Annotated in this window: 26 protein-coding genes and 1 pseudogene; 10 read left to right on the top strand and 17 right to left on the bottom strand. The window is 71.3% G+C overall.

Annotated elements, in window-relative coordinates:
* Window positions 1–46: 46 nt before the first annotated feature.
* From purH to MTES_RS03455, 3 genes are all read right to left on the bottom strand, one after another.
* Window positions 47–1657, bottom strand: a complete 1611-nt coding sequence (gene purH / locus MTES_RS03445) for a bifunctional phosphoribosylaminoimidazolecarboxamide formyltransferase/IMP cyclohydrolase (protein ID WP_013583794.1) — start codon at window positions 1655–1657, stop codon at window positions 47–49.
* 66 nt (window positions 1658–1723) lie between these two features.
* Window positions 1724–2323, bottom strand: coding sequence for a phosphoribosylglycinamide formyltransferase (gene purN, locus MTES_RS03450; RefSeq protein ID WP_043360963.1), 600 nt, complete (start codon window positions 2321–2323; stop codon window positions 1724–1726).
* A 128-nt stretch (window positions 2324–2451) separates the two neighbouring features.
* Window positions 2452–3945 carry a DUF6350 family protein gene (locus tag MTES_RS03455; RefSeq protein WP_013583796.1) on the bottom strand — a complete coding sequence of 498 codons (1494 nt, stop codon included), beginning with the start codon at window positions 3943–3945 and terminating at the stop codon, window positions 2452–2454.
* Window positions 3946–4012: 67 nt separating this feature from the next.
* On the opposite strand from MTES_RS03455, the gene MTES_RS18340 reads away from it, so the two are divergent.
* A complete protein-coding gene (locus MTES_RS18340) occupies window positions 4013–4648 on the top strand; it encodes a GrpB family protein (RefSeq protein WP_013583797.1) in 636 nt (211 codons plus the stop codon).
* A 20-nt stretch (window positions 4649–4668) separates the two neighbouring features.
* Here the strand turns inward: MTES_RS18340 and MTES_RS03465 are convergent, their stop codons facing one another.
* Genes MTES_RS03465 through MTES_RS03480 form a run of 4 tightly spaced genes read right to left on the bottom strand, consistent with a single transcriptional unit; the run spans window position 4669 to window position 7327 of the window.
* Window positions 4669–5220, bottom strand: a complete 552-nt coding sequence (locus MTES_RS03465) for a hypothetical protein (RefSeq protein ID WP_013583798.1) — start codon at window positions 5218–5220, stop codon at window positions 4669–4671.
* A complete protein-coding gene (locus tag MTES_RS03470; protein WP_013583799.1) occupies window positions 5217–5462 on the bottom strand; it encodes a hypothetical protein in 246 nt (81 codons plus the stop codon). Before MTES_RS03470 ends, MTES_RS03465 begins: the two co-directional genes overlap by 4 nt.
* 51 nt (window positions 5463–5513) lie before the next feature.
* The gene (locus MTES_RS03475) at window positions 5514–6191 is read right to left on the bottom strand and encodes a sirohydrochlorin chelatase (RefSeq protein WP_013583800.1); all 678 of its coding nucleotides are present in this window, start codon (window positions 6189–6191) and stop codon (window positions 5514–5516) included.
* A complete protein-coding gene (locus tag MTES_RS03480; protein WP_013583801.1) occupies window positions 6188–7327 on the bottom strand; it encodes a uroporphyrinogen-III synthase in 1140 nt (379 codons plus the stop codon). Before MTES_RS03480 ends, MTES_RS03475 begins: the two co-directional genes overlap by 4 nt.
* Here MTES_RS03480 and MTES_RS20020 point away from each other — a divergent pair.
* Complete coding sequence (locus tag MTES_RS20020) at window positions 7318–7641, top strand: hypothetical protein (protein ID WP_013583802.1); 324 nt, start codon at window positions 7318–7320, stop codon at window positions 7639–7641. The genes MTES_RS03480 and MTES_RS20020 overlap by 10 nt on opposite strands.
* Here the strand turns inward: MTES_RS20020 and cobA are convergent.
* From cobA to MTES_RS03500, 4 genes and pseudogenes are all read right to left on the bottom strand, one after another.
* Window positions 7575–8555 (bottom strand): annotated as a pseudogene (gene cobA, locus MTES_RS18775) (uroporphyrinogen-III C-methyltransferase); the annotation flags it as partial. The gene MTES_RS20020 and the pseudogene cobA overlap by 67 nt on opposite strands.
* Window positions 8552–8998 carry a nitrite reductase small subunit NirD gene (gene nirD, locus MTES_RS03490; RefSeq protein ID WP_013583803.1) on the bottom strand — a complete coding sequence of 149 codons (447 nt, stop codon included), beginning with the start codon at window positions 8996–8998 and terminating at the stop codon, window positions 8552–8554. The gene nirD and the pseudogene cobA, both read right to left, overlap by 4 nt.
* Window positions 8995–11574 (bottom strand): nitrite reductase large subunit NirB, encoded by a 2580-nt coding sequence (gene nirB / locus MTES_RS03495; protein ID WP_043362039.1) that lies wholly within the window; start codon window positions 11572–11574, stop codon window positions 8995–8997. The genes nirD and nirB overlap by 4 nt, the downstream gene beginning before the upstream one ends.
* A 351-nt stretch (window positions 11575–11925) precedes the next feature.
* Window positions 11926–12363: a nitroreductase family deazaflavin-dependent oxidoreductase gene (locus tag MTES_RS03500; RefSeq protein WP_013583805.1), complete on the bottom strand. Its 438-nt coding sequence runs from the start codon at window positions 12361–12363 to the stop codon at window positions 11926–11928.
* A gap of 64 nt (window positions 12364–12427) precedes the next feature.
* Between MTES_RS03500 and MTES_RS03505 the strand changes: the two genes are divergently transcribed.
* Both MTES_RS03505 and MTES_RS03510 read left to right on the top strand, forming a co-directional pair.
* Window positions 12428–13879 (top strand): NCS2 family permease, encoded by a 1452-nt coding sequence (locus MTES_RS03505; RefSeq protein WP_013583806.1) that lies wholly within the window; start codon window positions 12428–12430, stop codon window positions 13877–13879.
* Window positions 13880–14107: 228 nt separating this feature from the next.
* A complete protein-coding gene (locus MTES_RS03510) occupies window positions 14108–14707 on the top strand; it encodes a hypothetical protein (protein ID WP_013583807.1) in 600 nt (199 codons plus the stop codon).
* Between the two features lie 236 nt (window positions 14708–14943).
* On the opposite strand, the gene sucD is transcribed toward MTES_RS03510, so the two are convergent.
* Both sucD and sucC read right to left on the bottom strand, forming a co-directional pair.
* Entirely contained in the window at window positions 14944–15846 is a 903-nt protein-coding gene (gene sucD, locus MTES_RS03515) for a succinate--CoA ligase subunit alpha (RefSeq protein WP_013583808.1), read from the bottom strand.
* A gap of 19 nt (window positions 15847–15865) precedes the next feature.
* Window positions 15866–17029, bottom strand: coding sequence for an ADP-forming succinate--CoA ligase subunit beta (sucC, locus tag MTES_RS03520; protein WP_013583809.1), 1164 nt, complete (start codon window positions 17027–17029; stop codon window positions 15866–15868).
* 221 nt (window positions 17030–17250) lie between these two features.
* Here sucC and MTES_RS03525 point away from each other — a divergent pair, with 221 nt between their 5' ends.
* Window positions 17251–18585: a M14 family zinc carboxypeptidase gene (locus MTES_RS03525; RefSeq protein ID WP_043360966.1), complete on the top strand. Its 1335-nt coding sequence runs from the start codon at window positions 17251–17253 to the stop codon at window positions 18583–18585.
* Between the two features lie 3 nt (window positions 18586–18588).
* On the opposite strand, the gene MTES_RS03530 is transcribed toward MTES_RS03525, so the two are convergent.
* Both MTES_RS03530 and MTES_RS03535 read right to left on the bottom strand, forming a co-directional pair.
* Complete coding sequence (locus MTES_RS03530; RefSeq protein WP_013583811.1) at window positions 18589–19191, bottom strand: response regulator transcription factor; 603 nt, start codon at window positions 19189–19191, stop codon at window positions 18589–18591.
* Window positions 19188–20354: a sensor histidine kinase gene (locus MTES_RS03535; protein WP_043362044.1), complete on the bottom strand. Its 1167-nt coding sequence runs from the start codon at window positions 20352–20354 to the stop codon at window positions 19188–19190. Before MTES_RS03535 ends, MTES_RS03530 begins: the two co-directional genes overlap by 4 nt.
* Window positions 20355–20506: 152 nt before the next feature.
* Here MTES_RS03535 and MTES_RS03540 point away from each other — a divergent pair, with 152 nt between their 5' ends.
* Window positions 20507–21007 carry a hypothetical protein gene (locus MTES_RS03540; RefSeq protein ID WP_013583813.1) on the top strand — a complete coding sequence of 167 codons (501 nt, stop codon included), beginning with the start codon at window positions 20507–20509 and terminating at the stop codon, window positions 21005–21007.
* A gap of 125 nt (window positions 21008–21132) precedes the next feature.
* Complete coding sequence (locus tag MTES_RS03545) at window positions 21133–21603, top strand: hypothetical protein (RefSeq protein WP_013583814.1); 471 nt, start codon at window positions 21133–21135, stop codon at window positions 21601–21603.
* A 7-nt stretch (window positions 21604–21610) separates the two neighbouring features.
* Here the strand turns inward: MTES_RS03545 and MTES_RS03550 are convergent, their stop codons facing one another.
* A complete protein-coding gene (locus MTES_RS03550; RefSeq protein ID WP_043360968.1) occupies window positions 21611–22267 on the bottom strand; it encodes a DMP19 family protein in 657 nt (218 codons plus the stop codon).
* Window positions 22268–22337: 70 nt separating this feature from the next.
* Window positions 22338–22817 carry a nucleoside deaminase gene (locus MTES_RS03555; protein ID WP_013583816.1) on the bottom strand — a complete coding sequence of 160 codons (480 nt, stop codon included), beginning with the start codon at window positions 22815–22817 and terminating at the stop codon, window positions 22338–22340.
* Between the two features lie 159 nt (window positions 22818–22976).
* Here MTES_RS03555 and MTES_RS03560 point away from each other — a divergent pair, with 159 nt between their 5' ends.
* The 3 genes from MTES_RS03560 to MTES_RS03570 all read left to right on the top strand — a co-directional run bounded on the left by MTES_RS03560 (window position 22977) and on the right by MTES_RS03570 (window position 25535).
* On the top strand, window positions 22977–23204 hold the full coding sequence (locus MTES_RS03560) for a hypothetical protein (protein WP_013583817.1): 228 nt from the start codon (window positions 22977–22979) through the stop codon (window positions 23202–23204).
* A gap of 67 nt (window positions 23205–23271) precedes the next feature.
* Window positions 23272–23592, top strand: coding sequence for a hypothetical protein (locus MTES_RS03565; protein WP_013583818.1), 321 nt, complete (start codon window positions 23272–23274; stop codon window positions 23590–23592).
* Window positions 23593–23900: 308 nt separating this feature from the next.
* Window positions 23901–25535 (top strand): FAD-dependent oxidoreductase, encoded by a 1635-nt coding sequence (locus MTES_RS03570; protein ID WP_013583819.1) that lies wholly within the window; start codon window positions 23901–23903, stop codon window positions 25533–25535.
* Window positions 25536–25562: the final 27 nt, after the last annotated feature.

Raw genomic sequence — 25562 nt, forward strand, 5'->3', positions numbered from 1 at the left:
CGGCGCCGCCCCGACCGAGGTCAGGACGGCGCCGGAGACCCGCGGGTCAGTGAAAGAAGTGACGCTCGCCCGTGAAGAACATCGTCACGCCGGCCGCCCGCGCGGCGTCGATGACCTCGGCATCCCGCACCGATCCGCCGGGCTGGATGATGGCCGAGATCCCCGCGTCGATCAGCACCTGCGGGCCGTCGGCGAAGGGGAAGAAGGCATCGGATGCCGCGATCGAGCCGTGGGCACGGTCGCCCGCGCGCTCGACGGCGAGGCGGCACGAGTCGACGCGGTTGACCTGGCCCATGCCGATGCCGACGGTGGCCGAGCCCTGGGCGAGCACGATCGCGTTCGACTTCACCGCGCGGCACGACTTCCACGCGAAGATGAGGCTCTCCATGTCGGCCTCGGCGGGGCGCTCACCCGAGACGAGCTCCCAGTTCTTCGCGACCGACTCGATGTCGTCGGGGAAGCGGTCGGCATCCTGCAGCAGCAGGCCGCCCGAGACGAGGCGCACGTCCATCGGCTCCTGCGTCCAGTCGGCGGGCAGGCGCAGCACGCGCAGGTTCTTCTTGAGCTTGAACACCTCGAGCGCCTCGGGCTCGAAGTCGGGCGCGATGATGACCTCGGTAAAGATGTCGCGGAGGTTCTCGGCCATCTTCAGCGTGACGGTGCGGTTCGCGGCGATCACGCCCCCGAACGCCGAGACGGGGTCGCACTCGTGCGCGCGCAGGTGCGCCGACGCGATCGGGTCGAGCGCGTTGGGCGCGGCGACCGCGATCCCGCAGGGGTTCGCGTGCTTGATGATCGCGACGGCGGGCTTGACCATGTCGAAGGCCGCGCGCAGGGCCGCGTCGGCGTCGACGTAGTTGTTGTACGACATCTCCTTGCCCTGCAGCTGCTCCGCCTGGGCGATGCCGTGACCGCCCACGCGCGAGTAGATCGCGGCGCGCTGGTGCGAGTTCTCGCCGTAGCGCAGCGTCGACAGGCGCTCGGCCTGGATCGTGAGGTGCGCGGGCAGGTCGATGTCGTCGCCGAGCGTGCCCTCGGCGAACCACGTCGACACCGCGGTGTCGTACGCGGCGGTGTGCGAGAAGGCCCGGGCGGCGAGTTCGCGGCGCTGCACGAGGCTCGTGCCGCCCTGGGTCTGCAGGGCCTCGATGATCGCCGGGTACGACTCGGGCGAGACGACGATCGCGACGTTGGCGTGGTTCTTCGCCGACGCGCGCACCATGGCGGGGCCGCCGATGTCGATCTGCTCCACGACGTCGTCGCCCTCGGCTCCGGATGCCACGGTCTCGACGAACGGGTAGAGGTTCACGACGACGAGTTCGAAGGGCCGGATGCCGAGATCCCCGAGCTGCGCCTCGTGCGACGCGAGCCGCAGGTCGGCGAGCAGCCCCGCGTGCACGTTCGGGTGCAGGGTCTTCACGCGCCCGTCGAGCGACTCCGGGAAGCCGGTGACGGCCGAGACGTCGGTGACCTCGTACCCGGCCTCACGCAGCAGGGTGGCCGAGCCGCCGGTCGAGACGATCTCGACACCGGCGGCGGCGAGCGCCTCGCCGAGCTCGAGGAGGCCGGTCTTGTCGCTCACCGACACCAGGGCGCGGCGGATCGGGACGACGTCGCGGGGACGGTAGTCGGCGGGGTCGTGGCGGGGTCCGGCCATGGCTTTCGGCTCCTGTGTCTCGAGACGGGTTCGGATGCACGACGGGCCGGGCGCCCGTCGAGCGGGTCAGGCGGTTCGGGATGCCGTGGCGGCGAGGTCCAGCTCGCCCTCGGCGATGCGCCGCACGACGTCGATCAGGAGACGCCGTTCGACGGGCTTGATGCGCTCGTGCAGGGCGTGCTCGTCGTCGCCCGGCAGGACGGGGATGCGCTCCTGGGCGAGGATCGGACCGGTGTCGACGCCGGAATCGACGACGATCACGCTCGCGCCGGTCTGCTCGACCCCCGCGGCGAGAGCGTCGCGGACGCCGTGCGCCCCCGGGAACTCGGGCAGGTACGCCGGGTGGGTGTTGATGATGCGCGGCTCCCACGCGGCGACGAGGTCGGCGGGCAGCAGGCGCATCATGCCGCTCAGCACGACGAGATCGGGGTTCCAGACGGCCAGCTGCGCTCCGAGCTCGGCGCCCCACTCCTCGCGGGTCGCGAAAGCGCTGAAGGGGACGAGGAAGGTCGGGATGCCGAAGTGCTCGGCGTGGGCGAAGCCGTCGGCCTCGCGATCGGCACCGACCGCGACCACGCGCGCGGGGAAGTCGGGGGCGGCAGCCGCCTCGAGCAGGGCGCGGAGGTTGGAGCCGGTGCCGGAGATGAGAACGGCGACCGTGAGCACGGAGGTCAGTCTACGCAGGTGCACCCGAGGCCGCCGAGCGCGTGACGCTCAGCCCCTGCCCGCGGGGCGCGCGGCCTCAGCGCGGCCCACGGCGCCAGCGCTGACGCGGCCCGACAGTCGCGCCGAACTCAGCCCCGCCCCGCCGAACCGCCGTCGTCCGGCTTCGCCCACGCGGCGCGGATGCGCGCGCGCACCTCGTCGTCGCTGAGCTCTCCGCCCGGATCCGCGTCGTCGGGCCCGCGGTACGCGCTCGGCCATACGTCGTGGGCGATCCCCGTTCCGGGCGCCGAGACGGTCGGCGCGGGGCCGGTGGCGTGCTCGTCGCGGTCGAACGGGGTCTGCGCGCGGGGGCTGAACGAGAAGGCGGGCGTCTCGTCGCGCGTCTCCTCGTCCGTGTGCGGGATGACGTCGTGGAAGCCCGCGCCGCCGAAGCGCGGGCTGAGCAGCAGGATCGCGAGCCCCACGAGCACCTCGAGGCCGAGCGCGAGGGCGAGGGGTCCCGGCTGCGGCCCGGTCTCCGCGAGGCGACCGGGCCCGATCGCCCCGGTCGAGGCGACGGCCATGAGCGCGCCGACCCCGCCGGTGAGCGCGGCGACCGCGATCGCCAGGACCAGGCGCGGCCCGACCGGCTCGGGGCCGGTGGTCAGTGGCATCCGGGATCGGAGGATCCAGCCCGCGAGCGCGCCGATGCCGACGGGGAGGAGCACCAGCAGGAGCAGCCACGGCGAGCTCGTGTCGGGGATCGCGCCGAGCACCGGGATGCCGGGGAGCGCACCGACCTGCGTGGCCGCGGGGGTGACAGCGCTGTCGGCGCCGACGGCGAACCCCGGCCCCGCGACGAAGGCCACGGCCCACAGGACGAGCGTCGGGAGGTACATGAGCTGGCAGAGGGCGATCACGGTCGCGCCGATGGCATCTGCGTTGCTCGCCTGGAAGATCCCGATGACCTGGGTCGAGCGCGCGACGAGCCCCGCCACCACGACGATTCCGCCGACGCCGACGAGCCCCAGGGTCGTCAGCGCGAGGCCGCGGAACGCGAGCGTGGGCACGCTCCCCCACGTTCCGGGCAGGCGGGAGAGCTGGGCCCGCAGCGCATCGATCGGTCCGTCGTCGCCGACGCGCCACGCGCCGACGATCGCGCCGATCAGCGACGGGACGAAGAACAGCAACGAGGGCAGCAGGATGGCCAGCCAGGTCTCGGATGCCACGAGCGCGGCGTTGCCGGTCAGCGCGACGGCGCTCGCGATCGCGGCGAAGACGAGCGAGCCCGACAGCCACCCCGTGATTCCGGCCCCGGCTTCCGCGGCGCGCACGCCCGAGCGCGCGGCGAAGAGCGCGGTGAACGCGGCGAACGCCAGCGGCGCGAGCGACAGGGTGAAGCTCGCGAGCGAGGGGTCGATGCCCGTGGCCGCGAGGTACGTGTCGGGCAGGGTCACCGTGAGTGGCACGAGGTGCCCGAGGTGCCAGATGGCGGCCGTCGTGGGCCAGAGCGCGCTCCAGTCGGGGCTGCCGAGACCGGCCACCCAGAGCAGGGCGAGCGGGGCGAGCACGACGGCGATCCCGCCCGCGGCGGCCAGGATGGCGTCGAGAGCGGCCAGAAGGGCGACGAGAAGGCGATGCATGGGCGTGTGAGACCCTACCCGCGCGGGTCGTGACCGGCTTTCAGGCGCGGCGGCGAGGCCGCACTCCGTGACCGCGGAAGTCCTCGATCATGGGATCGTGCGAACCCATCCGCTGTGGCTGCCCTTCGCTCCGGGCGCGAACGCCGCTCGGCAGGACGCGCGCGTTGCGCAGCGTCAGATCACGCCCGGTCCTCCACAGCACTCTCGCGCCGGATGGGACCGCGCCTTCGAAATCGTCGCCGACCTGGTGCGCGAAGCTCTCGGCGCTCGCGCGCTTCGCGTGCGTCATGTCGGGTCTACGGCCGTTCCCGGGCTCCTCGTGAAACCCGTCGTCGACGTCGATCTCGAGGTCGCGTCGGTCGACGATGAGCAGAGCTACCTGCCCGATCTCGAGCGACGCGGCTTCCGGCTGATCTTCCGCGATGAGATGGCGGGTTCCGCCCATCGCCATCTCACGCTTGCGACGCCCAACACCAACCTGCATGTCTGGGAAACCGGCGCCATCGAACCCGCCCGGCATGCCCTGTTCGTCGAGTGGCTCCGCGCGCACCCGGAGGATGCCGCTCGCTACTCCGCGGCGAAACTCGACGCCGCCGCGTCACCGGACCGCTACAACGATGCCAAGGCAGGGGCGGTCTACGACATCTACGAGCGCGCCTTCGCTAACGATCCGACCCACGCCCACGATCCGCATCCGCGCTGAGCTGACGGCGGCGAGGAGCTCTACGGCGCTGGGCGAGACCGCACGTAGAAGCAGTCGGGGAACCGCGTCGCCGCCGCCTCCCACCCGTCGCCGACCGCGGGCAGGGGACCCGGGGTGAGGATCGACACGCGCTGCACCTCCCACGCGCCGCCGGTGTGCACGAGTCGATGTTCCCCGTGGCGGGCTTCGATGAGCTTCCATCCCTGTGCTCCCGCGGCCTCGAGGTGCCTCAACTCCTCGGCGCGAGTCACCGGTCCGAGGATTCGACCCACCGCTGCGCCGACAGGCGTCCCGACGTAATTCGGGTCGAAGCGCTGCTGGACGGCCTGGCGCGAGACACCGAGCAGCGCGCCGATTCTCGCCCAGCTCACGCCGGAATCGTGCGCGGTGCGCGCCGCCTGGGCCTGCAGCTCGGCGGCGACACGCGTGATGTCCTGGAACGCGGCAACGGCGGAGAGGAGACGCTCGGGGTCCTCGTCGCGGTCCGTCGGCGTTCCCGCGGCGGCGAGGCGCGACAGCTCCACCGCGAGGGCCGTGTCACGTTCAGGCGCGCCGGAAGCGGTCGACGTCACCGGACTGATCCGTCGTCGCCCGGCCGCCACGACGTCGGTCTGGCCGCGGCTTCGGCACGCTGGCGACGGCGCACGAGGAGCCAGACGATCGCGGCGAGCACCAGTGCCCAGCCCGCCGCCCCGGCGACCAGCCCGGGGATGCTCGCCCCGACCACGAGGCTCACCCCGACGAGCACCAGGCCGAGAGCGGCGGCGGCGGCGAGGAGACCTCGCGTGGCCCGGATGATGCGGGAGGCTGTCATGCAGGCAAGGCTAGCTTGCCTGTACTGCCGGAGGCAAGGAGAACTTGCATCTCAGGAGACCCGCGCCGCCGCCCACCGCTCCCACACCACCGTCGCGAGCCGCGGGTCCGCGCCGATCGGGGCGGTGGTGAGATCGGCATCCGCCTTCTCGATCACGCGGGAGAAGTGGCCGGGCGCGAGGACGTAGCTCGCCGCGACGGTCCGCTGACCGGCTTGGCGCGCCGCGTGCACGGCATCCGGGATCCGAGGTTCGGATGCCGCGGCGTACGCCGTCACCACCGGCCCGGCGATTCCGGCCTCCGTCATGAGCTCCGCCATGCGCTCGACATCGACGACCGCGCCCGGGCGCGTGGAACCCGCGGCGGCGAGCACCACGGTGTCACCGGCGTCCGCCCCGGTCGCGCGCACGCGGTCGACGAGGATCTCGGCCAGGACGGGGTGGGGGCCGAGGGCGGGGGCCACGGGAAGTCCCCCGGCCGCCTCCACGAGGTCGACCTCGGTGTGATACCCCGTCGACAGCAGCAGCGGCACGATCACGATGTCGTCGGTGCGTTCGCGGGCGGCCGCGACGACGTCGGTGACGTACGGCCCGTGCACGTCGACGTAGGCCTCGTGCACCTCGACGCCCTCGGGGGCGGTCGCTCGCAGCACCTCGAGCAGCTCGCGCACGACGACGCGTCCCTCCTCGAACCGCGTGCCGTGGGCGCAGGCGATGAGCACAGCGGTCATGCGTCCTCCTCGTCGATCACGTCGAGCCGGTAGCCGCGCTTGTACACGGTGCGGATGAGGTCGAGCCCGCCCAGCGCCTCGCGCGTGCGGGCGACGGCCACCTCGACCGCGTGCCCGCTCGCCTCCGCGCTCGACAGCGCCGCGATCAGGTCGGCGCGCGAGACCACCGCCCCCGGCTGGCGACCGAGGGCGCGCAGGATCTCGACCCCGGTGCGGGGCAGGGGTGTGAAGACGCCGTCGAGCACGATCCCGGATGACCGGATGCCGAGACGCCCGGCCGTGGTCGGGATCAGCGGGGCGTCCGCCCCGCCGTAGTGCGTCACGACCGCGCGCACGAGTGCCCCGAGCCGACCGCGGTCGGGGATGAGTGGGGGGATCCCCGCCTCGATCAGCGGCCCCGCGGTGATGGGGCCGACGGCGGCGACCAGCACGTGTCCCCGCGCGGCACGGGAGGCCACCCCGTCGAGCGCGTCGGCCCGTTCCGCGGCGACGATCCACTCGCGGGCCGCGGGCGCCGAGGTGAACAGCACGGCGTCGATCTCTCCGCGCGCGACCTGCTGCGTCGACGCCGCGACGACCTCCGGGTCGGGCGGCGGACCCCAGCGGTAGATGGTGAGGCTCGTCACGCGCGCCCCCGCGGCTTCGAACGCTTCGTCGAGGCCGTCGGCCCCCGAGCCGTGGTGCTGGACGGCGACATGCAGCCCGTCGATCCCCTCGGCGACGAGGAAGTCGCGCAGTTCGGCCGCCGTCTCGCTCTCGGCGACCCAGTCGGCTTCGAATCCCGCCTGCTGGATGGCGCCGCGGGCCTTGGGTCCGCGCGCGACGATCCGCGCGGCATCGAGGACCGGGGCGAGTGCGTCGTGGAGTCCCGCTTCGTCGGCCGTCTCCATCCAGGCGCGGAATCCGACACCCGTGGTGGCGACGACGACGTCGGGCGGGTCGTCGACGAGCGCCCGCGTCTGCGCGATGAGTTCCTCGTCGTCGACGTGCGGGACGATCGTGAGCGCGGGCGCCACGCGCACCCGCGCGCCGTGGCGCTCGAGCGCGGCGGACAGCTCTCCCGACCGGCGATCGACGGGAAGCAGCACGGTGCACCCCTGGAGCACCGTGCTGATCGTCCGCGCGGGTGTCGTCACCCGACCCCCTCGCTCTGAGCGACCGCCACCGGGAGCAGCAGGTCGGGCCGGGCGACCTCGCCGAACACCAGGACCGCGGGGTTGGCGAGGCGGTGGGTCTCGGCATCCTGGATCGCCGTTCCGAGCGTCGTGCGGATCGTCCGCTGCGCGGGCGTGTGCCCGTTCTCGACGAACGCGACCGGACGACCTTCGGGGCCCCGGCGGCGCGGGCCGCGGCGACGAAGCGCGGCAGGGCGCTGACGCCCATCAGCGCGACGACGGTGGCCGAGTCGTCACGGAGGGCCGCGAGGGTGGCCTCGCTCGGGGACTCCTGACCGTTCACAACGTGCAGGGTACCGGCCACGCCGCGGTGGGTCACCGGCACCCCCGCCGCGGACGGCACGGCGATCGCGCTCGAGATGCCCGGAACGACCTCGACCGGGATGCCGGCGGCCCGGCACGCGATGACCTCTTCGCCACCGCGCCCGTAGACGAACGGGTCGCCACCCTTCAGCCGCACCACGCGCAGGCCCTTCGCCGCCCGGTCGACGAGGATCGCGTTGATCTCGTCCTGCGGCACGGGGTGGTGCTGCGGGCGCTTGCCCACGTCGACGAGCTCGACGTCGTCGCCGAGCTCGGCGAGCACGTCGGTGGGACCGAGGCGGTCGTGCACGACGACGTCGGCCTCGGCGAGCAGCGCGCGAGCGCGCACAGTCATCAGGTCGATCGGACCAGGGCCGCCGCCGACGAGCGCCACGCTCCCCACGAGCGGGCGACGTCGGCGGCGGAGCGGAAGGGCGCCTTCGGCGAGGCGCTGGGCGATGGCGTCGCGCACGGCGACGGTGCGGCGCGGGTCGGCGCCCGCAGTCGAGACGACGCCGACCATGACGTCGCCGCTCGTGGTCTCGGCGGCGAGCCGCGCGGTGCCCTTGCCCCCGTGCCCGGCGTTGACGCACCACACGCGACGCGCCTCGGCCGCGGCGACGACGGCGGCGTCGACGGATGCCGAGCCCGTGGCCGTGTGGCAGAACCAGGCGTCGTCGAGGTCGCAGGGTTCGAAGGGGCGTTCGTGCCACTCGACGTCCCCCGCCGCGGCGAGAGCCGCGAGGCCGTCGGTCACGACCGGCGCGACGAGACGAACGCGGGCACCGGCCGCGCGCAGCCGCGCGATCCGCCGCTCGGCGACGGAGCCGCCGCCCACGCACACGACGAGCCGGTCGGTGAGGTCGAGTCCTGCGAGAGCGATCATCGGGGGTCTCCTTGGAGCTTGACGAGCACGACGTCGCCGTCCACGGCGACGGGATGCACGCGGAGCGACTGCGGGTCTTTTCCCTGCGTGTCGAGGCAGGCGCCGGTGCGCAGGTCGAAGACCTGCTTGTACATCGGGGATGCCACCGTGGGCACGCCCGCACGATCGCCGACGATGCCGCGCGACATGACCGCCGCCCCACTGAACGGGTCGATCTGGTCGGTGGCGTAGAGGCGGCCGTCGTATGTGCGGAACAGCGCGATCTGGCGTCCGTCGATGAGGGCGGCCGCCCCGCGCTCGACGAGGAGGTCGTCGACGCGGCAGACGCGCGTCCAGCCCTCCGCGGCGGCTCCCGACGCCTCCGCCCGGACCACGCCGGGCGCGAGGTCGGGCGCGGCGGCCGGGGTCTCGGCATCCATGTCCCTGGTCTCCAGAATCGTCATGAGCGCACCGCCAGCGTCGTGCCGCCGATGAAGACCGCGCCCGACGTGCGCTCCTCGTCGGTGGCGGGTCGTGCCTGGCCGCGCTCGGCGACGTAGGCGAGAGAGGGGTCGGCGACCTCGGGGGCGTTGACGAAGCTCTGGAAGCGCTTGAGCTTCTCGGGGTCGGCGAGGGTCGCCGCCCACTCGTCCTCGTAGGCGTCGATGTGGGATGCCATGGCCCGGTCGAGGTCCTCGGCGATGCCGAGCGTGTCGTCGAACACGACACCCCTCAGCGCCTCGAGCCCGCCCTCGTACTCCGCGGCCCACGGCGCCGTGCGCTGCAGCCGGTCGGCGGTGCGGATGTAGAACATCAGGAACCGGTCGATCGCCCGCAGCAGAGCGTCGTCGTCGAGCCCCTCGGCGAACAGCTCCGCGTGCCGCGGGGTGAAGCCGCCGTTGCCGCCGACATAGAGGTTCCAGCCGGCCTCGGTCGCGATCACGCCGATGTCCTTGCCGCGGGCCTCAGCGCACTCGCGCGCGCAGCCCGAGACGCCGAACTTCAGTTTGTGCGGCGAGCGCAGCCCCCGGTAGCGGAGCTCGAGCTGCACGGCCATGCCGACGGAGTCCTGCACGCCGTAGCGGCACCAGGTCGATCCGACGCACGACTTCACCGTGCGCAGCGACTTGCCGTACGCGTGACCCGACTCGAAGCCGGCGTCGACGAGGCGCTTCCAGATGTCGGGGAGCTGGTCGAGACGGGCGCCGAAGAGGTCGATGCGTTGGCCGCCGGTGATCTTCGTGTAGAGGCCGAAGTCGCGCGCGACCTCGCCGATCACGACGAGTCCCTCGGGCGTGATCTCGCCGCCCGGGATGCGCGGGACGACGCTGTAGCTGCCGTCGCGCTGGATGTTCGCCATCACGTGGTCGTTGGTGTCCTGCATCGTCGCGAGCTCGCCCGCGAGCACGTGCTCCGAGTAGAGGCTCGCCAGGATGCTCGCGAGCGCGGGCTTGCAGATGTCGCAACCGCGGCCGGTGCCGAAGCGCTCGACGATCGCGGTGAACGTCTTGAGCCCCGAGACGCGCACCGCGTCGAACAGCTGCGCACGGGTGAACGAGAAGTGCTCGCACAGTCCGTTGGAGACTTCTTTTCCGGATCCCGCCAGCTCCGTCGCCACGAGCTTCTTCACGAGCGTGAAGCACGAGCCGCACGCCGCTCCCGCCTTGGTGCACGCCTTGACCTCGGCGGCATCCGCGCAGTTGTGCTCGGTCACGGCATCCCGGACCGTTCCCGCTGTCACGCCGTTGCACGAGCAGACGATCGCGTCGGCGGGGAGGTCGCCCTGCGGGGCCGGGGCGAGGTCGCTCGGCATGAGGTACGCGGCCGGGTCTCCGCCGAGCGCTCGGCCGACGAGCGGGCGGAGCGAGGTGTACGCCGAGGCGTCGCCGACCAGGATGCCGCCGAGTAGCGTCTGCGCGTCGTCGCTCAGCACGAGCTTCTTGTAGACGCCCGACACGGGGTCGGCATAGGTGACGTCGAGAGCGTTGGGGGTCTCGGCGAACGCGTCGCCGAAGCTGGCGACCTCGACGCCCGAGAGCTTCAGCTTGGCCGAGGTGTCGAAGCCGTCGAACGCGGCCTCTCCCCCGAGCAGGCGGGTTGCGGCGACCTCGGCCATGGCGTAGCCGGGGGCCACGAGGCCGATGCACTGCCCGTCGAAGCTCGCGACCTCGCCGATCGCGAGGATCGCCGGGTCGGACGTGTCGCAGCCCGCGTCGATCACGACGCCGCCGCGGGCGTCGACCGCGAGGTCCGCCGCGCGGGCGAGCTCGTCGCGGGGACGCACGCCGACCGTGAAGACCACGATGTCGACGGCCTCCCACGTGCCGTCGCGCAGTTCGAGACCGCACACGGCGCCGGACTTGTCGGCATCCACCCGGGTCGTCACCGACTGCGTGCGCACCTCGATGCCGCGCGCCTCGATGAGCCGCTGCAGCGCCTTCGCGCCGCCGAGGTCGAGCTGCGCCGACATGAGCCGCTCGTTCGACTGGAGCACGAACGGCGAGACGCCCTCGGCCTGCAGCGCTCCCGCGGCCTCGAGGCCGAGCAGGCCACCGCCGACGACGGCGCCGCGGAGCGGCCGGCCGAGCTGCGCCGAGCGCTTCGCGACCCAGGCGCGCATGCCGGCGACGTCGTCGAGCGTGCGGTAGACGAAGCAGCCGCGGTGGTCGAAGCCGTCGAGCGCGAGGCGCGCGGCGTAGGAGCCGGTGGCGAGTACGAGGCGGTCGTACGCGTGGGTGGAGCCGCCCGCGGTGGTGACGGTGCGCTTCTCCCGGTCGATCTTGGTGACGCGGGCGTCGGTCTCGACGCGCACCCGCTCGTGGTCGAGCACGGCGGGGTCGAGCGTGAGGTCGTCGGGCGTCTTCCCGCTGAAGATGCCGGTGAGCCCGACGCGGTCGTAGGGGACGCGGGCTTCGTCGCCGAGCACGGTGATCGACCAGCGGCCGTCGGTGTCGCGGCTGGTGAGGCTCTCGACGAAGCGGTGGGCCACCATCCCGGCACCCACGACCACGACGGATCCGGATGGAGCGGGGTGGAGCATCCCGTCACGGTACGCGGCGGAGTTTGCCGACGCGTCAGCGCCGTGTTTCGTTCCGGTTGCGGGGTTCGATCGGGCCATGCCCCGACGCTAGGCAGCCGAGGTTTCCCCCGCCCTCGCCCCGGCGTTACCCCCGGCGAACGTTTCTCTCACGCGGCGGCGGGGTTCGTGTGAGGTTTTGCCAGCGGCATCCGGTCCCTTCGACAGGCTCAGGAACCTCCCCCGAGGTGGGTGAGCCCGTCGAAGCCACCGCAACCCCCGCGCACCCGGTCCCTTCGACAGGCTCAGGGACCTCAACCGAGACGGCTGAGCCCGACCCGAGGTGGCTGAGCCTGTCGAAGCCACCGGAGCCCGTCAGTCGACCGGCTCCAACACGAAGACCTCGATGCGGCGCTCGGTCTTCTTCTGGTACTCGTCGTAGTCGGGCCACACGGACGCGGCGCGCGCCCACCACTCGTCGCGCTCGGCCCCTTCGGCCTGGTGCGCGTCGTACTCCTTCTTCACATCGCCGTCCTGCAGGGCGACGCGGGGGTTCTTCACGAGGTTGTAGAACCACGCGGGGTGCTCGGGAGCCCCACCCTTGGATGCCACGACCGCGTACTTCCCGTCGTGTTCGACGCGCATGAGGGCGGTCTTGCGGAGCCCTCCGGTTTTGGCGCCGACGGTGGTGAGGACGATGATGGGTACGCCCCGCAGTTCGGCGGATTCCTGGCCTCCCGAGGCCTCGAACGTCTCGGCCTGCTGGCGGGCCCATTCGCTGGTGCTGGGCAGATACTCTCCTGAGAGCGACATGTCACCCACGATACGTCGGCGTCTTCCCCTCCGGTCCTCCCCTCCCCTGTTTCTTGGAGCCTTCATGAGCGCTTCTGCTCCCGAGACCACGGCCGCCCCCGCACCGAAGAACGGCCTCGACCGCTTCTTCGAGATCACCGCCCGCGGCTCGACCGTCGGCGCGGAGATCCGCGGCGGCGTGGTCACGTTCGTGACGATGGCGTACATCGTCATCCTGAACCCGATCATCCTGTCCGGAACCCCCGACGTCGCAGGAAACGCCCTCGGCTTCCCGCAGGTCGCCGCCGTCACCGCGCTGACGGCCGGCGTCATGACGATGCTGTTCGGCCTCGTCACGCGCCTCCCCTTCGCCTTCGCCGCCGGTCTGGGCATCAACTCGTTCCTCGCCGTCGGAATCGTCGGTGAGGTGACGTGGCCCGAGGCCATGGGCCTGGTCGTCATCAACGGCCTCATCATCGTGCTGCTCGCCGTCACCGGCCTCCGGCGCATGATCTTCGAGGCCGTGCCGCTCGCCCTCAAGACCGCGATCACCGTCGGCATCGGCCTCTTCATCGCCTTCATCGGCTTCGTCGACAGCGGCCTCGTCACCTCGACCGGGCTCAACTCTCCCCCGGTCGGCCTCGGCGTGGGCGGGTCGATCGCCACGATTCCGACGGCGCTGTTCGTCCTCACCCTCGTCATCACCGCCGTGCTGCTCGTCCGCAAGGTCAAGGCCGCGCTGCTGATCGGTCTGCTCTCGGGCACGGTCATCGCCGTGATCGTCGAGGCGGTGACGGGCCTGGGCGCCAAGGCCGACGGCAACGCCGGCGGCTGGGGCCTCAGCGTGCCGAAGCTGCCCGCGCAGTGGGTGAGCCTCCCCGACCTGTCGCTCGTCGGCCAGGTCGACCTCGTCGGCTCGTTCGGCCGGATCGGCGTGCTCGCCGCTCTCATGCTCGTCTTCACGCTCGTGTTCACGAACTTCTTCGACGCGATGGGCACGATGACCGGCCTCTCTCGCGAAGCCGGTCTCGCCGCCCCCGACGGCACGTTCCCGCGCCTGCGCTCGGCGCTGGTGATCGAGGGTATCGGCGCCGTGGCGGGTGGTGCGACCTCGTCGTCGTCGAACACCGTGTTCATCGAGTCGGGCTCCGGCATCGGCGAGGGCGCCCGCACGGGTCTCGCGAACGTCGTCACGGGTGGCCTATTCCTGCTGGCGATGTTCTTCACCCCGCTGACCAGCATCGTTCCGACCGAGATCGCCGCCGCAGCGCTCGTGATCGTGGGAGCGCTGATGATGGGCCAGATCCGCCACGTCGACCTCAGCGACCTGTCGGTGCTCATCCCGGTCTTCCTCACGGTGACCGTGATGCCCCTCACCTACTCGATCGCCAACGGCATCGGCGCGGGCTTCGTCAGCTGGGTCCTCATCCAGGCCCTGTCCGGCCGCGCCCGTCGGGTGAGCCCCCTGCTGTGGATCGTCGCCGCCGGCTTCGTCATCTTCTTCGCCCGCGGTCCGGTCGAGGCGCTTCTCGGCTGAGCGTTGCTCACGAAGGGGTCCGGATGCCATGGCATCCGGGCCCCTTCGCTCTGTCTGCGGCCACCCTGTGGCCGAACCGGGCAGCGTCAACCGCCCCGGCCGCCGAAGCGACAGTGAAGATGAGACCGGTGTGAGAGTTCTGCCATGTTGGCGTCAACATGAGCGTTTTTCCGTACGTTCGTCACGCGGGCGCAAGGTCGCGTCCGTCGCTTCGAAGGAGAAGAAATCATGCAGATGACGAATGTCCTTTCCCGTCGTCGACGCTCCCTGGGCGCCGCGGTCCTCGTGGCCGCCGCCCTCGGCGGCACCAGTGCGGGGAACGCTGGCCCCGCTCTCGCGGCCGATGGCGAGATCACGTACACCCTGCACACCGAGGCCAATCCCACGGCCGACCAGCAGGACGCGTACGCGAAGATCACCGCCGCCGTCGACGCCGCGGTGACGCGGTACAACAACCTCTCCGACCTCACGAAGCAGCTGAACGTGTCCTACGCCCCGGGCGTCCCCACGGCCGAGGGCAACGGCAACGGAGACCTGCGATTCGGCGAGAACCGGTCGTACATGTCGGAGCGCACCGCGCTGCATGAGATCGCGCATACCCTCGGCGTTGACCAGAGCAGCGGCTGGTCGAGCAACTGCAGCACCGGTACGTGGACCGGCCCGAACGTCAACGCGCTGATCAAGAGCTGGGACGGCGACAACGCCACCATCTCGTGCGGCGGTGGCCACTTCTGGCCCTACGGACTGAACTACGACAACGAGTGGTCGGAACAGAACGCCGACCGGCACGTGCTGATCGTCAACGCCATGAAGGCCGACGGCATGTGAAAACCCGACGAAGAGGAGGCCCGGATGCCACGGCATCCGGACCCCCTCTTCGCTGCTACCGCGACGTTCATTCGCTGAGACCGCACTCGTTCGTCGAGGACGCGTCCGTTCAACGGCGATCCGGTACGTCCTCGACGAACGAGTGCGTCCTCGCGGGCGCGGCGCCCCGACTCGCATCCCCGCATACGCGAAAGGGCCCGGACGCCATTGGCATCCGGGCCCTCAGAACCGAAACGTCAGAGCGCTTCGATGATCTCGCGCATCAGCGACGCGGTCTCGGACGGCGTCTTGCCGACCTTGACTCCGGCGGCCTCGAGGGCCTCCTTCTTCGCCTGAGCGGTACCGGCCGAGCCCGAGACGATGGCGCCGGCGTGGCCCATGGTCTTGCCCTCGGGGGCGGTGAAGCCGGCGACGTAGCCGACGACGGGCTTGGTCACGTTCTCGGCGATGTAGGCGGCGGCGCGCTCTTCGGCGTCTCCACCGATCTCGCCGATCATGACGATCGCCTTGGTCTCGGGGTCGGCCTCGAACGCCGCGAGGGCGTCGATGTGCGTCGTGCCGATGACCGGGTCGCCGCCGATGCCGATGGCGGTCGAGAAGCCGAGGTCGCGCAGCTCGAACATCATCTGGTAGGTCAGGGTGCCCGACTTCGACACGAGGCCGATGGGGCCCTTGCCGGTGATGTTCGCGGGCGTGATGCCCACGAGCGCCTCACCGGGCGTGATGATGCCGGGGCAGTTCGGGCCGATGATGCGGGTCTTCTCGCCCTTCGACTTCGCGTAGGCCCAGGCCTCGGCGGTGTCGCCGACGGGCACGCCCTCGGTGATCACGACGAGGAGGGGGATCTCGGCGTCGATGGCTTCGACCATCGCGTCCTTCGTGAAGGCCGGGGGCACGAACGCGATCGACACGTCGGCGCCGGTCTCGCGCATGGCCTCTTCGACCGAGGCGAAGACGGGCAGCTCGACGTCGTTGCCGGAGGCGTCCTTGTGGGTGACGGTGGTGCCGGCCTTGCGGGCGTTCACGCCACCGACGACCTGGGTGCCGGCCTTGAGCATGAGGGCGGTGTGCTTGGTGCCTTCGCCGCCCGTGATGCCCTGGACGATGACCTTGGAGTCCTTGTTGAGGTAGATCGACATGGTTCTGTTTCCCTATCCCTTACGCGTTGGCCAGTTCGGCGGCCTTGTCGGCGCCCTCGTCCATACCGGCGGCGAGGGTGACGAGCGGGTGGTTGGCGCCGGCGAGGATCTCGCGACCCTCTTCGACCTGGTTGCCGTCGAGGCGGACGACGAGCGGCTTGGTCGCCGTGTCGCCCAGGATCTCGAGGGCCTTCACGATGCCCTCGGCCACGGCGACGCACGAGGTGATGCCGCCGAAGACGTTGACGAAGACGCTCTTGACCTGCTCGTCGCCGAGGATGACGTCGAGACCGGCGGCCATGACGGTCGCCGAGGCGCCGCCACCGATGTCGAGGAAGTTGGCGGGCTTGACGCCACCGTGCTTCTCGCCGGCGTACGCGACGACGTCGAGGGTCGACATGACCAGACCCGCGCCGTTGCCGATGATGCCGACCTGGCCGTCGAGCTTGACGTAGTTGAGGTCGTGCTGCTTGGCCTTGGCCTCGAGCGGGTCGGCCGCGTCCTTGTCTTCCAGCGCCTCGTGGTCGGGGTGGCGGAAGCCGGCGTTCTCGTCGAGCGAGACCTTGCCGTCGAGGGCGATGATGTCGCCGTCTTCGCTCTGGATGAGGGGGTTCACCTCGACGAGCGTGGCGTCCTCGCCCTTGTAGACGTTGTAGAGCTTGACGAAGACGTCGGCGACCTTGGGCGCGAGCTCCTCGTCGAACTTGGCGGCGCGAGCGATCTCGAGCGCCTTCTCGGGGGTGATGCCCTCGATCGGGTCGACCTCGATGCGCGCGAGCGCGTCGGGACGCTCGACGGCGAGCTCCTCGATCTCCATGCCGCCCTCGACGCTGGACAGCGACAGGTAGGAGCGGTTCGAACGGTCGAGCAGCACCGAGAAGTAGAACTCCTTGGCGATGCGAGCGCCCGCGGCGACCATGACGCGCTTGACGACGTGGCCCTTGATGTCGAGACCGAGGATGGCCTGAGCCGCCTCGAAGGCCTCGTCGGGGTTCTTGGCGACCTTCACACCGCCGGCCTTGCCGCGGCCTCCGGTCTTGACCTGAGCCTTGACGACGACGACGCCACCGAGCTTCTCCGCGGCCGCCTTCGCCTCCTCAGGGGTGTCGGCGATGATGCCGGCGAGCACCGGCACCTCGTACTTTTCGAACAGATCACGTGCCTGGTACTCGTAGAGATCCACGGACAATCCTTCGCTGGGCGATCGGTGGTGGGAGGAGGCGAAAGTCTCTCGATATCAAGAGATCTGCGCCAATCGTCCACCCTACCCGACGGGGGTGAGAACGCCCGACGGTTGCCCCTTCAATGGGAGGGACTCCGGATGCCGCCCCCTCACGGTTTCATCCCCTTCGTGGGGGCGCGACGTCGAGGCATCCGGGTCCGATGGCGCCCTACCCTCGCGCCATGACTCTCCCCGATGACCCCTCCCCGCTCGACGCGATCGCGGCGACGGTGCCAGAGTTCGAGACGTTTCCGACGGTGGACGAGCTCGACGCGTGGATCGACGAGGTCGCCGGGCGACACCCCGGCTCGGTCGCGGTCCGTCGGATCGGAACCTCCCGCGACGGGCATCCGGTTCGCATGCTCACGGTCGGCGAGGGGGACGCATCGATCCTCGTCTCCGCCGGGGCGCTGCCGGACGGGCCGGCCGGATTCCGCACGGTGCAGGAGCTCGTGCGCCTGCTCCGGGAGCGCGCGGCTCCTCTGGCCGGTATCGCCGCGCGATGGCACATCGTCCCGTGCCTCGATCCCGACGGCGCACGGCTCAACGAGACCTGGTACGAGCGACACGCCTCTGCACACGGACCTCGCCGCTCCGCGGCAGACGGGACGCTCCCGCACCCGGGGCTGCCCAGCTCCGCCGATCACCCCCTCTCCGAGACGGCGGCGCTCAGGAGGGTGATCGACGAGGTGAAGCCGCAGCTGCTCGTCTCGCTCCACGGCACGCACGTCGAAGGCGTCTTCACCTCCGTCAGCTCCCCCGAGCCCGCACTGGCCGCGGCCCTCGCCGGAGCGGCATCCGTGGTCGGGCTCCCCCCGGTCTCCGTGGTGTGCGACACCCCGGTTTCCGCCTCTCTGGCGCCCGGTGTCGTCGCGCTGGACCCGGCCGCCGACGATCCGTTCCGCGACATCGGTGCGAGCACCGCCGCGGACACGCGGCCCCACGGCCCCGTCTCGGTCGTCAGCCGGGTGCCGGCACGGCTCGCCCCGCGTGCCACTGACCCCGGCCCGAGCGGCGAGTCCCTCGGAACCGTCGTGCGGCGCGCCCTCGCCGACCTCGACACGCGCGCGCACCGTCTGAAGAGCATCGCGGATGCCGTGGAGCCCGCCCTCGCACCCACCTCGCCGTTCCTCACCTCCGTGAACGACGCGCGGGCCGCGGTGGCTCCCCTGCGCGAGAGCTGGCGCGCGGTGCTCGAGAACCCCGCCCTGAGCGCGCGCGAAGCCACGCACGCGGAGCAAGCCGCTTTCGCCTCCGCCCCTCACGCCGTCGGCCTCCGCGGGGCGGGAGCGCTGCTACGGGTCCTGGATGCCGAGGCCGCGGCGGATCATGCCGCACCTCAGGTGCGCGCGGCCCATCGTGAGGCGCTCGCCGTCTTCGACGCGTGGGTGACCGACGCCGACCGGCTGCCCGCCGTTCCCATCGCCCCGCGTCGCCGGGTCGCGACGCAGCTCGCGGTGCTGCTGGCCGCAGCGGCGGCGGTCGTCGGCGCCCGGGAGGAAGCCGTCATCCGCTGAGTCTCAGATCCACCCACGCTCCCGCGCATGAATCGTCGCCTGCTGCCGACTCGCCAACCCGAGCTTCCCCAGCACCGACGACACGTGGTTGCGCACCGTCCCGGCGGACAGATGCAGGGAGGCTGCGATCTCGGCCACCGTCTCCCCCCGCGCGCCCGCCCGCAGCACGTCGAGCTCCCGGTCGGTGAGGGGGCTGCGCTCGTCGCTCAGCGCGTCGGCGGCGATCTCGGGGTCGACGTACCGGCGTCCGGCGGCGACCTCGCGGATGACCGCGGCGACGTCATCCGCGGGCCGGGACTTCGGCAAGAACCCGTCGACGCCCGCCCCGAGCGCGCGACGCAGGACGCCCGGCCGCGCGTGACGCGTGACGATCACGCAGCGCGAGGGGACGCGCCGGAGGATCCGCGCGGCCGTGTCGACGCCGTCGAGACCGGGCATCTCGAGGTCGAGCAGGCACACGTCGGGCCGCAGCCGCTCGGCCTCGGCGATGGCGCTCTCGCCGTCGCGGCACTCCCCCACGACCTCGAGATCGGGCTCGAGGCGCAGGAGCGCGGCGAGCGCCGTGCGGATCATGTCTTCGTCATCGGCGATGAGCACACGGATCATGCCGGCACCTCCTCGGGCACGCGAACGGTGATTCGGAACAGATCGCCCGCGTGGGCGGCATCCACTGTTCCTCCGACGGTTCGGACGCGCTCGGCGATCCCGGAGAGACCGGCCCCGTCTCCGACCGGAGACGCGGCGGGGCGCGCGTCGTTCTCGACGATCAGCACCCACGAGCCCCGGTGTCGAGCCAGGGAGAGGGATGCCGACACCCCGCCGCCGTGTTTGAGCACATTGGTCGTGGACTCGCGGATCACCGGGCCCAGCACGTCGGCCGGGGCTCGACCGGCCTCGGTATCGACCAGGAGCTCGACGGTGAGGCCGGCGGCGCGGAGCAGGTCGGCGGCATTGGCCAGTTCGTCGGGCAGGGGCACCCCGCGGAACCGCGCCGCGAGGTCGCGGGTGCCGCGCCGCGCATCGTCAACGCTCGCCCGTGCGGCACGTACCTGCTCGACGGCGGCCTCCGGGTCGCGCCCCATCATCTTCTCGGCGAGCTCGAGCTGCAGCGCGATGACCTGGAGGTGGTGGCCCTGCAGGTCGTGGAGATCGCTCGCCAGGCGCAGGCGTTCTTGTGCTGCGGCGAGCCGCCCCTCGGCGCGGCGGGCGCGGTCGAGCTCGCGGACGATATCCCACCACCACAGCGACGTCGCGGTCAGCGGAGGCAGCATCGCGATGAAGATCCCCATGCCCAGCACCTGGGCGACGTACCCCTGAGGGTTGAGGTGGGCGGCCTCGATCACCCATGCCGCGACGATCACCAGGGTCAGCATCACCACGAGGCGAAGTCGCACCCCGGCCCGCCACCGCACCAGGCACAGCGCCTGCGCCGCGAGCACCACCCCGAGAAGCAGCGACCCCGCGGCTCCGCCGGCGAGCGCGGCAGCAGCGACACCGGCGAGCACGAGCGGCCACACGGGCCGCCGCGCGACCGTGTCGTTCTCGTCCAGCGGCTCGCGCCGGTAGTGCACGAGCAGAAGGATCGCGGATGCCACCGACCCGGCCGCCCCGACCAGGTACAGCGCAGTGGTCGCCACGTGCTCGTTCAGGACGAGCACGAGCGTCCAGATGACCAGGCCGAAGACCTGCAGCATGATGATCGAGACGACCGTGTACCACCACGTCACGCGGACGTCTCGGGCGTAGGCCGCGGCGGGGGATGTGCTCACTCCGGCCACTGTACGGCCGTGACATTCGTCATGGGTCGGGCCTCACATCCTCCGGGATCGCCGTGACACCGCGACACTGCCGCCCGGGGGCCGCCCTGGCTGGGATGGAATCACCGCGGAAGCGCCGCGGTCCTCATCCCCCAGGAGCAGCCATGTCGAACCCCGTCTCCGACCTCGTCCTCGGTTTCCAGAACCTCGTCGCCGAGGTCCCCGACCTCGTCCAGCCCCTCGTCGTCGCCCTGGCCGGCGCGGTGCCTTTCATCGAGGGCGAGGGGGCGGCCGCGATCGGCATCATCGGCGGCATCCCTCCCGTGGTCGCCGCTCTGGCCGGCGCGATCGGCAACCTGATCTGCGTGGCGGTCGTCGTGCTCGCGACCTCGCGCGTGCGCACTGCCGTGACCACGCGTCGCGGGGGCGCCGAGAAGCCCGTCACGGCCCGGCGCGAGAAGTTCGAGCGCGCCTACCACCGGTACGGGACGCCGGGCGTGAGCCTGCTCGGACCGCTGCTGCTGCCCACGCAGTTCACGGCCGCTGCCCTTACGTCCACCGGCGTGCCTCCGATGCGCGTGCTCGCCTGGCAGGCTGCGGCGATCGTCCTATGGACGACGGTGATCACGCTCATCATCACGGGCGTCATCCGCGCGGTGGCGTGACCGGCCGCGGGCTCTCAGCCAGCGCAGGGCGAGGTCTGAGCGACCTCGCGGCGACACACGTTGTCGCCGCGAGGCCCGCGCTTCTTGAATGGAGAGGCCCGCCTCTCGAAACAGAATGGTGCCCCATGCCCCCGCAGACGTCGACCGTCACCGTGACCCTCGGAGAGCCGATCTACGCGCAGGCCCTGTTCTACACCGCGATGTTCTCCGGCAAACCGTTCGCCGAAGCTTTGCTGGTCTATCGGCGGGGCGGGACGTACACGATCCTCTCCCCTGGCGAGGACCACCACGGATGCTGGGTCTCGGCCACGGCACCGCTGGATCCGCCGCGCCGCGTGAGCTTCATGTCATTGCCGTCGGCGGACTGGGACGACGACATCGCCGCCCACACCCTGACGTTCGCCCCCGACACCGGCGCCTTCACGCAGGAGCTGCGCCTCCCCGGGGAGTCGGTTCCCCGCGCACAGCACGGCTTCGCCGTCGCCGTCCCCTCCCCCGAGACGATCGACCCGGCGGCGGGGTGGGCGGCGCTGCGCGCGCAGCACCGTCAGACGTTCGAGCAGCTACGGGCGCTGGCCTTCCCCCAGGGAGCCTGAGCGCCGGTCACCGCGCGGACGGCGCGGGTCCGAAATGGCGGGCGACGAGCCGGGTGAGTTCGGGGGATGCCTCCCAGAAGCTCTCGTCGAGGGCTTCGAGGCGATCGGAGAGGTCGGAGTCCCGCATCGCCGCCCAGAACTCCTCGGGGGTGTTCACGTCCTCGCGCTCGGTGAGCGGTTCGACCTCTCGCCAGAACTCGCGAACGATGCCGAGGGTGCGGTCGGCCCCGACCGCCGCGAGCGCGTCCAGGGCCACGCGGACTTCATCCCCGCCCCAATTGCCGAGGAACTGGACGAGCCCGCCGTTGTTGCCGTCGGCCACCAATCTCCATAGCGCGACGAGGGCGCGGGATCGCGGCGAGAGCACCGAGACATCCCAGGCCGCGGCCTTCACCTGTGCGAGCGCGTCTTCATAGAGCGCGTCCTCTTCCAGGGTCCACACGTTCAGCTTGCCCTCGGGCGAGGTCTGTCCCGCGGCGGGCCAGTTCACTCCTCTGCCGTCTTCGGTGCGTACCCATCCGGCCCGGTCGGCCGCGTTCATCGCGACCACGGCGGACCCGGCCCACGCGAGCGGCGCGGCAAGCGCGCGGCCATCCTCCAGGTGCAGCACGATCTGTTCCCCAGCGAACTCGACGTCGGCAATCGCCGATCCCACTTCGCTCACCCGAACCCGCCCTCCTCGACGACCGCCGGGACCGAGCCTAAGTTCGGCGGTGCCGTGCCCGAAAGCGGGATCACCAGAAACCGCGGTGCGGCTGAGCGGCTGCCTCCTCCAGGTGCGGCCCCGAGACCTCGATCGCGCGTGTGCCGTGCGCGAAGACCTCGCGCGACGGAAGGTCGAGCGCGGTGCCGTCGTCCTCGGGCCCGGCGAGGGCGATGAGCCCAGTCCCCGACAGCGCGTAGACCACGCGGCCGATCCCCGCCCAGAAGATCGCGCCGCAGCACATCGCGCAGGGCTCGCACGACGTGTAGAGAGTGGATGCCGGCAACTCGGCGGCATCCAGGTCCTTCCACACGCGACGCACGAGGTTCGTCTCGGCGTGACCGGTCACGTCTCGCTCGGTGAGCACCGTGTTCTCGGCCTCGACGACCCGGCCGTCGGCGGTCACGAGGAGCGCGCCGAACGGGTGGTTGCCGTGCTCGCGGGCGAGCTGCGACAGCGCGATCGCGCGGTGGAGGTGGGCGAGGTCTGTCGCGTCGATGGTGTCGGCCATGGAGTCGATGATGGCGGGTCGAGGGTCGCAGCGGGAAGAAGGCAGAGCGTTGCAGACGCGGGACCGATCCTGAGCGGTTCCTGAAATCGCTGGCGCTCGCAGGCTTTCCGAGGAACCGTGGAGAGAGAGCAGCGATCGCATCCGAGGAGGTGAAGCAATATGACCCCGCAACATCGCCATCGCCTGTGGTTCGCCGCGGTCCTCGCGTTCATCGTCCTGATGTCGGGGACGGCGCCGATCTTCGCGCGAGACGGCTTCGCGGCCGGACTCGGAATGCTCGCCGTGTCGGCGGTGCTCCCCGCCCTCGTCATCGGAATCGTCGGATACATCTGGACGGGGAATGACCGCGAGGCGGCCCGCACCGGAATCCCCCGACAACACCTTTAGCGTGCGCCGGTGCGGCGATCTGCCGGGAGGGGACAGAATTGCGCCCCCGGGCCGTTAGTCTCAACGCATGACGTGCTCGCGCCCCACCTTCGCCGAAATCACGGAATGGGTCGCTGATTACGAAAAGCACGACCATGTCGCCCACGCGACGGTGCACGTCCTTCCCCAGGAAGACCCCGAGCACCTCGAATCAGGAATCGTCGCCGTCCACCTGAATCACGGCCCCGCGTCGATCTATCTGAACGTCGATTGCGATCGGAAATGGACGGCTGCCCTCACGGAGCGGTCCGGGGAATTCCCGCTTTCGGGCGGGCATCTCATCGCTCTCGGTGAGGAGCTCCTGACCACCGGCCGCCTCTGCGAGTACCTGCAGTCGCGGACGGACTGACCCGCCCCGGGCGCCGAGCCCTCGCGCGAGCTGGATACCCGCCCATCGGCCGGCCGTCGGATCAGCGCCCGAGCAGGCGCGAGAAGAATCCTCCCGTCGAGGGCTCATTCTCGTGGCCCTTGCAGCGGTCCTTCTGGGGCACACCGCGCATCACCTGATCGACGTGTTGGCCGCACCCGGCCCACGTCACCTTGCCACACGTCGTACAGGTCACCTGTCGGCACATCCGCCGTCTCCGTTCGTCGATACACGACCGCACGGTGCGATCGCCGGGTCGAGATAATACCCCCCGGGGTATACTGACACACATGAGGACGATCATCATCGGTGGAGTCGCGGCAGGCATGAGCGCGGCAACACGACTCCGCCGACTCGACGAGGACCGACAGATCACGGTCTACGAGCGGGGCGCTCACGTGTCCTTCGCCAACTGCGGGCTGCCGTATCACATCGGGGGTGTGATACCCGAGCGCGCGTCTCTGCTTCTGCAGACACCCGAATCGTTCGCGAGCAGGTTCGCGATCGACGTGCACGTCAGGCACGAGGTACGGGCGATCGATACCGCCGCCCAGACAGTAACCGTCCGCGACCTCGAGACCGGCATCGACCGGGTCGAGGGGTACGAGGATCTGATCATCGCGAGCGGAGCGACCGCGGGTCCGGGCGCATCCGCGCCGCACATCCCCACCCACACGCTCCGCAGCGTCGACGACGTCGACCTCGTGCTCGAAGTGCTCGCCGACGCCGGGCCGGAACCGCGCGTCCTGGTGGTCGGCGCGGGGTTCATCGGGCTGGAGGCGGTGGAGAACCTCCGCGCGCGCGGCGCCCGGGTGACACTCGTGTCCCGCGGTCGACAGGTCCTCTCGCCGCTGGATCCGGAGATGGCGGCACCGGTTCTCGCCCTTCTGCGCGACGCGGGCGTCGACGTCCGCCTCGGCGTGACGGTCACGGGGGCGGAGCCCGGCCTCGTGCACCTCAGCGACGGGGAACGCGTCGAGGCGGTGCTGGTCGTCGAGGCCAGCGGCGTCCGGCCGGACTCCGCTCTGGCCGCAGCGGCAGGCATCCGCCTCGGCAACACCGGCGGAATCGCCGTCGATTCCCACCACCGCACCTCTGCTCCGCACGTGTGGGCGGTCGGCGACGGCGTCGAGAAGAAGGATCACGTCGACGGCATCCCGACCCTGGTGACGATGGCGGGCCTGGCGAACCGACACGGACGTGCCGCCGCAGACGACATCGCCGGAAGGACACCGGATGCCACGGCTCCCGCGCTCAGCACGGCGATCCTCGGTCTGCTCGGAACCACCGTCGCCCTCGTCGGCTGGAACGAACGTCGCTTGGTCGCTGCGGGACGTCCTCACCGGGTCATCCACACCCACCCCGCCTCGCACGCGACCTATTACCCCGGCGCGGAGTCGATGGCGATCAAACTGCTCGTCGACCCAGGGACCGACCGGATCCTCGGCGCTCAGATCGTCGGCGGCACGGGCGTCGACAAGCGTATCGACGTCATCGCCGTCGCGATGGCGGCCGGACTCACCGCCACCGCCCTCTCGCAGCTCGAACTCGCCTACGCACCGCAGTACGGATCCGCGAAAGACCCGGTCAACATGCTCGGTTACGTGGCGGAGAATCTCGCGACGGGTACCACGCGCTCGCTGCAATGGCACGAACTCGCGTCCGCGATGGAAGGAGGTGCGCTCCTCGTCGACGTCCGCAGCCCGACCGAGTACACGGCGGGCGCGATCCCCGGATCACGCAACATCCCCCTCGATGAGCTGCGCGCACGACACGATGAACTGCTCGGTCGGCCGATCATCGTGCACTGCCAGGTGGGACAACGCGGTCACACCGCCGCGCGTCTCCTCACACAGCTCGGCCACGACGTCCGTAATCTCGACGGTGGCTACCGCACCTGGGTGGCCGGCGCGGCCGCCGCGTGAACCATCCCAACCACCACACAGGAGAAG

Source organism: Microbacterium testaceum StLB037 (assembly GCF_000202635.1).
In the GTDB taxonomy this organism is placed as follows: Bacteria; Actinomycetota; Actinomycetes; order Actinomycetales; family Microbacteriaceae; genus Microbacterium; species Microbacterium testaceum_F.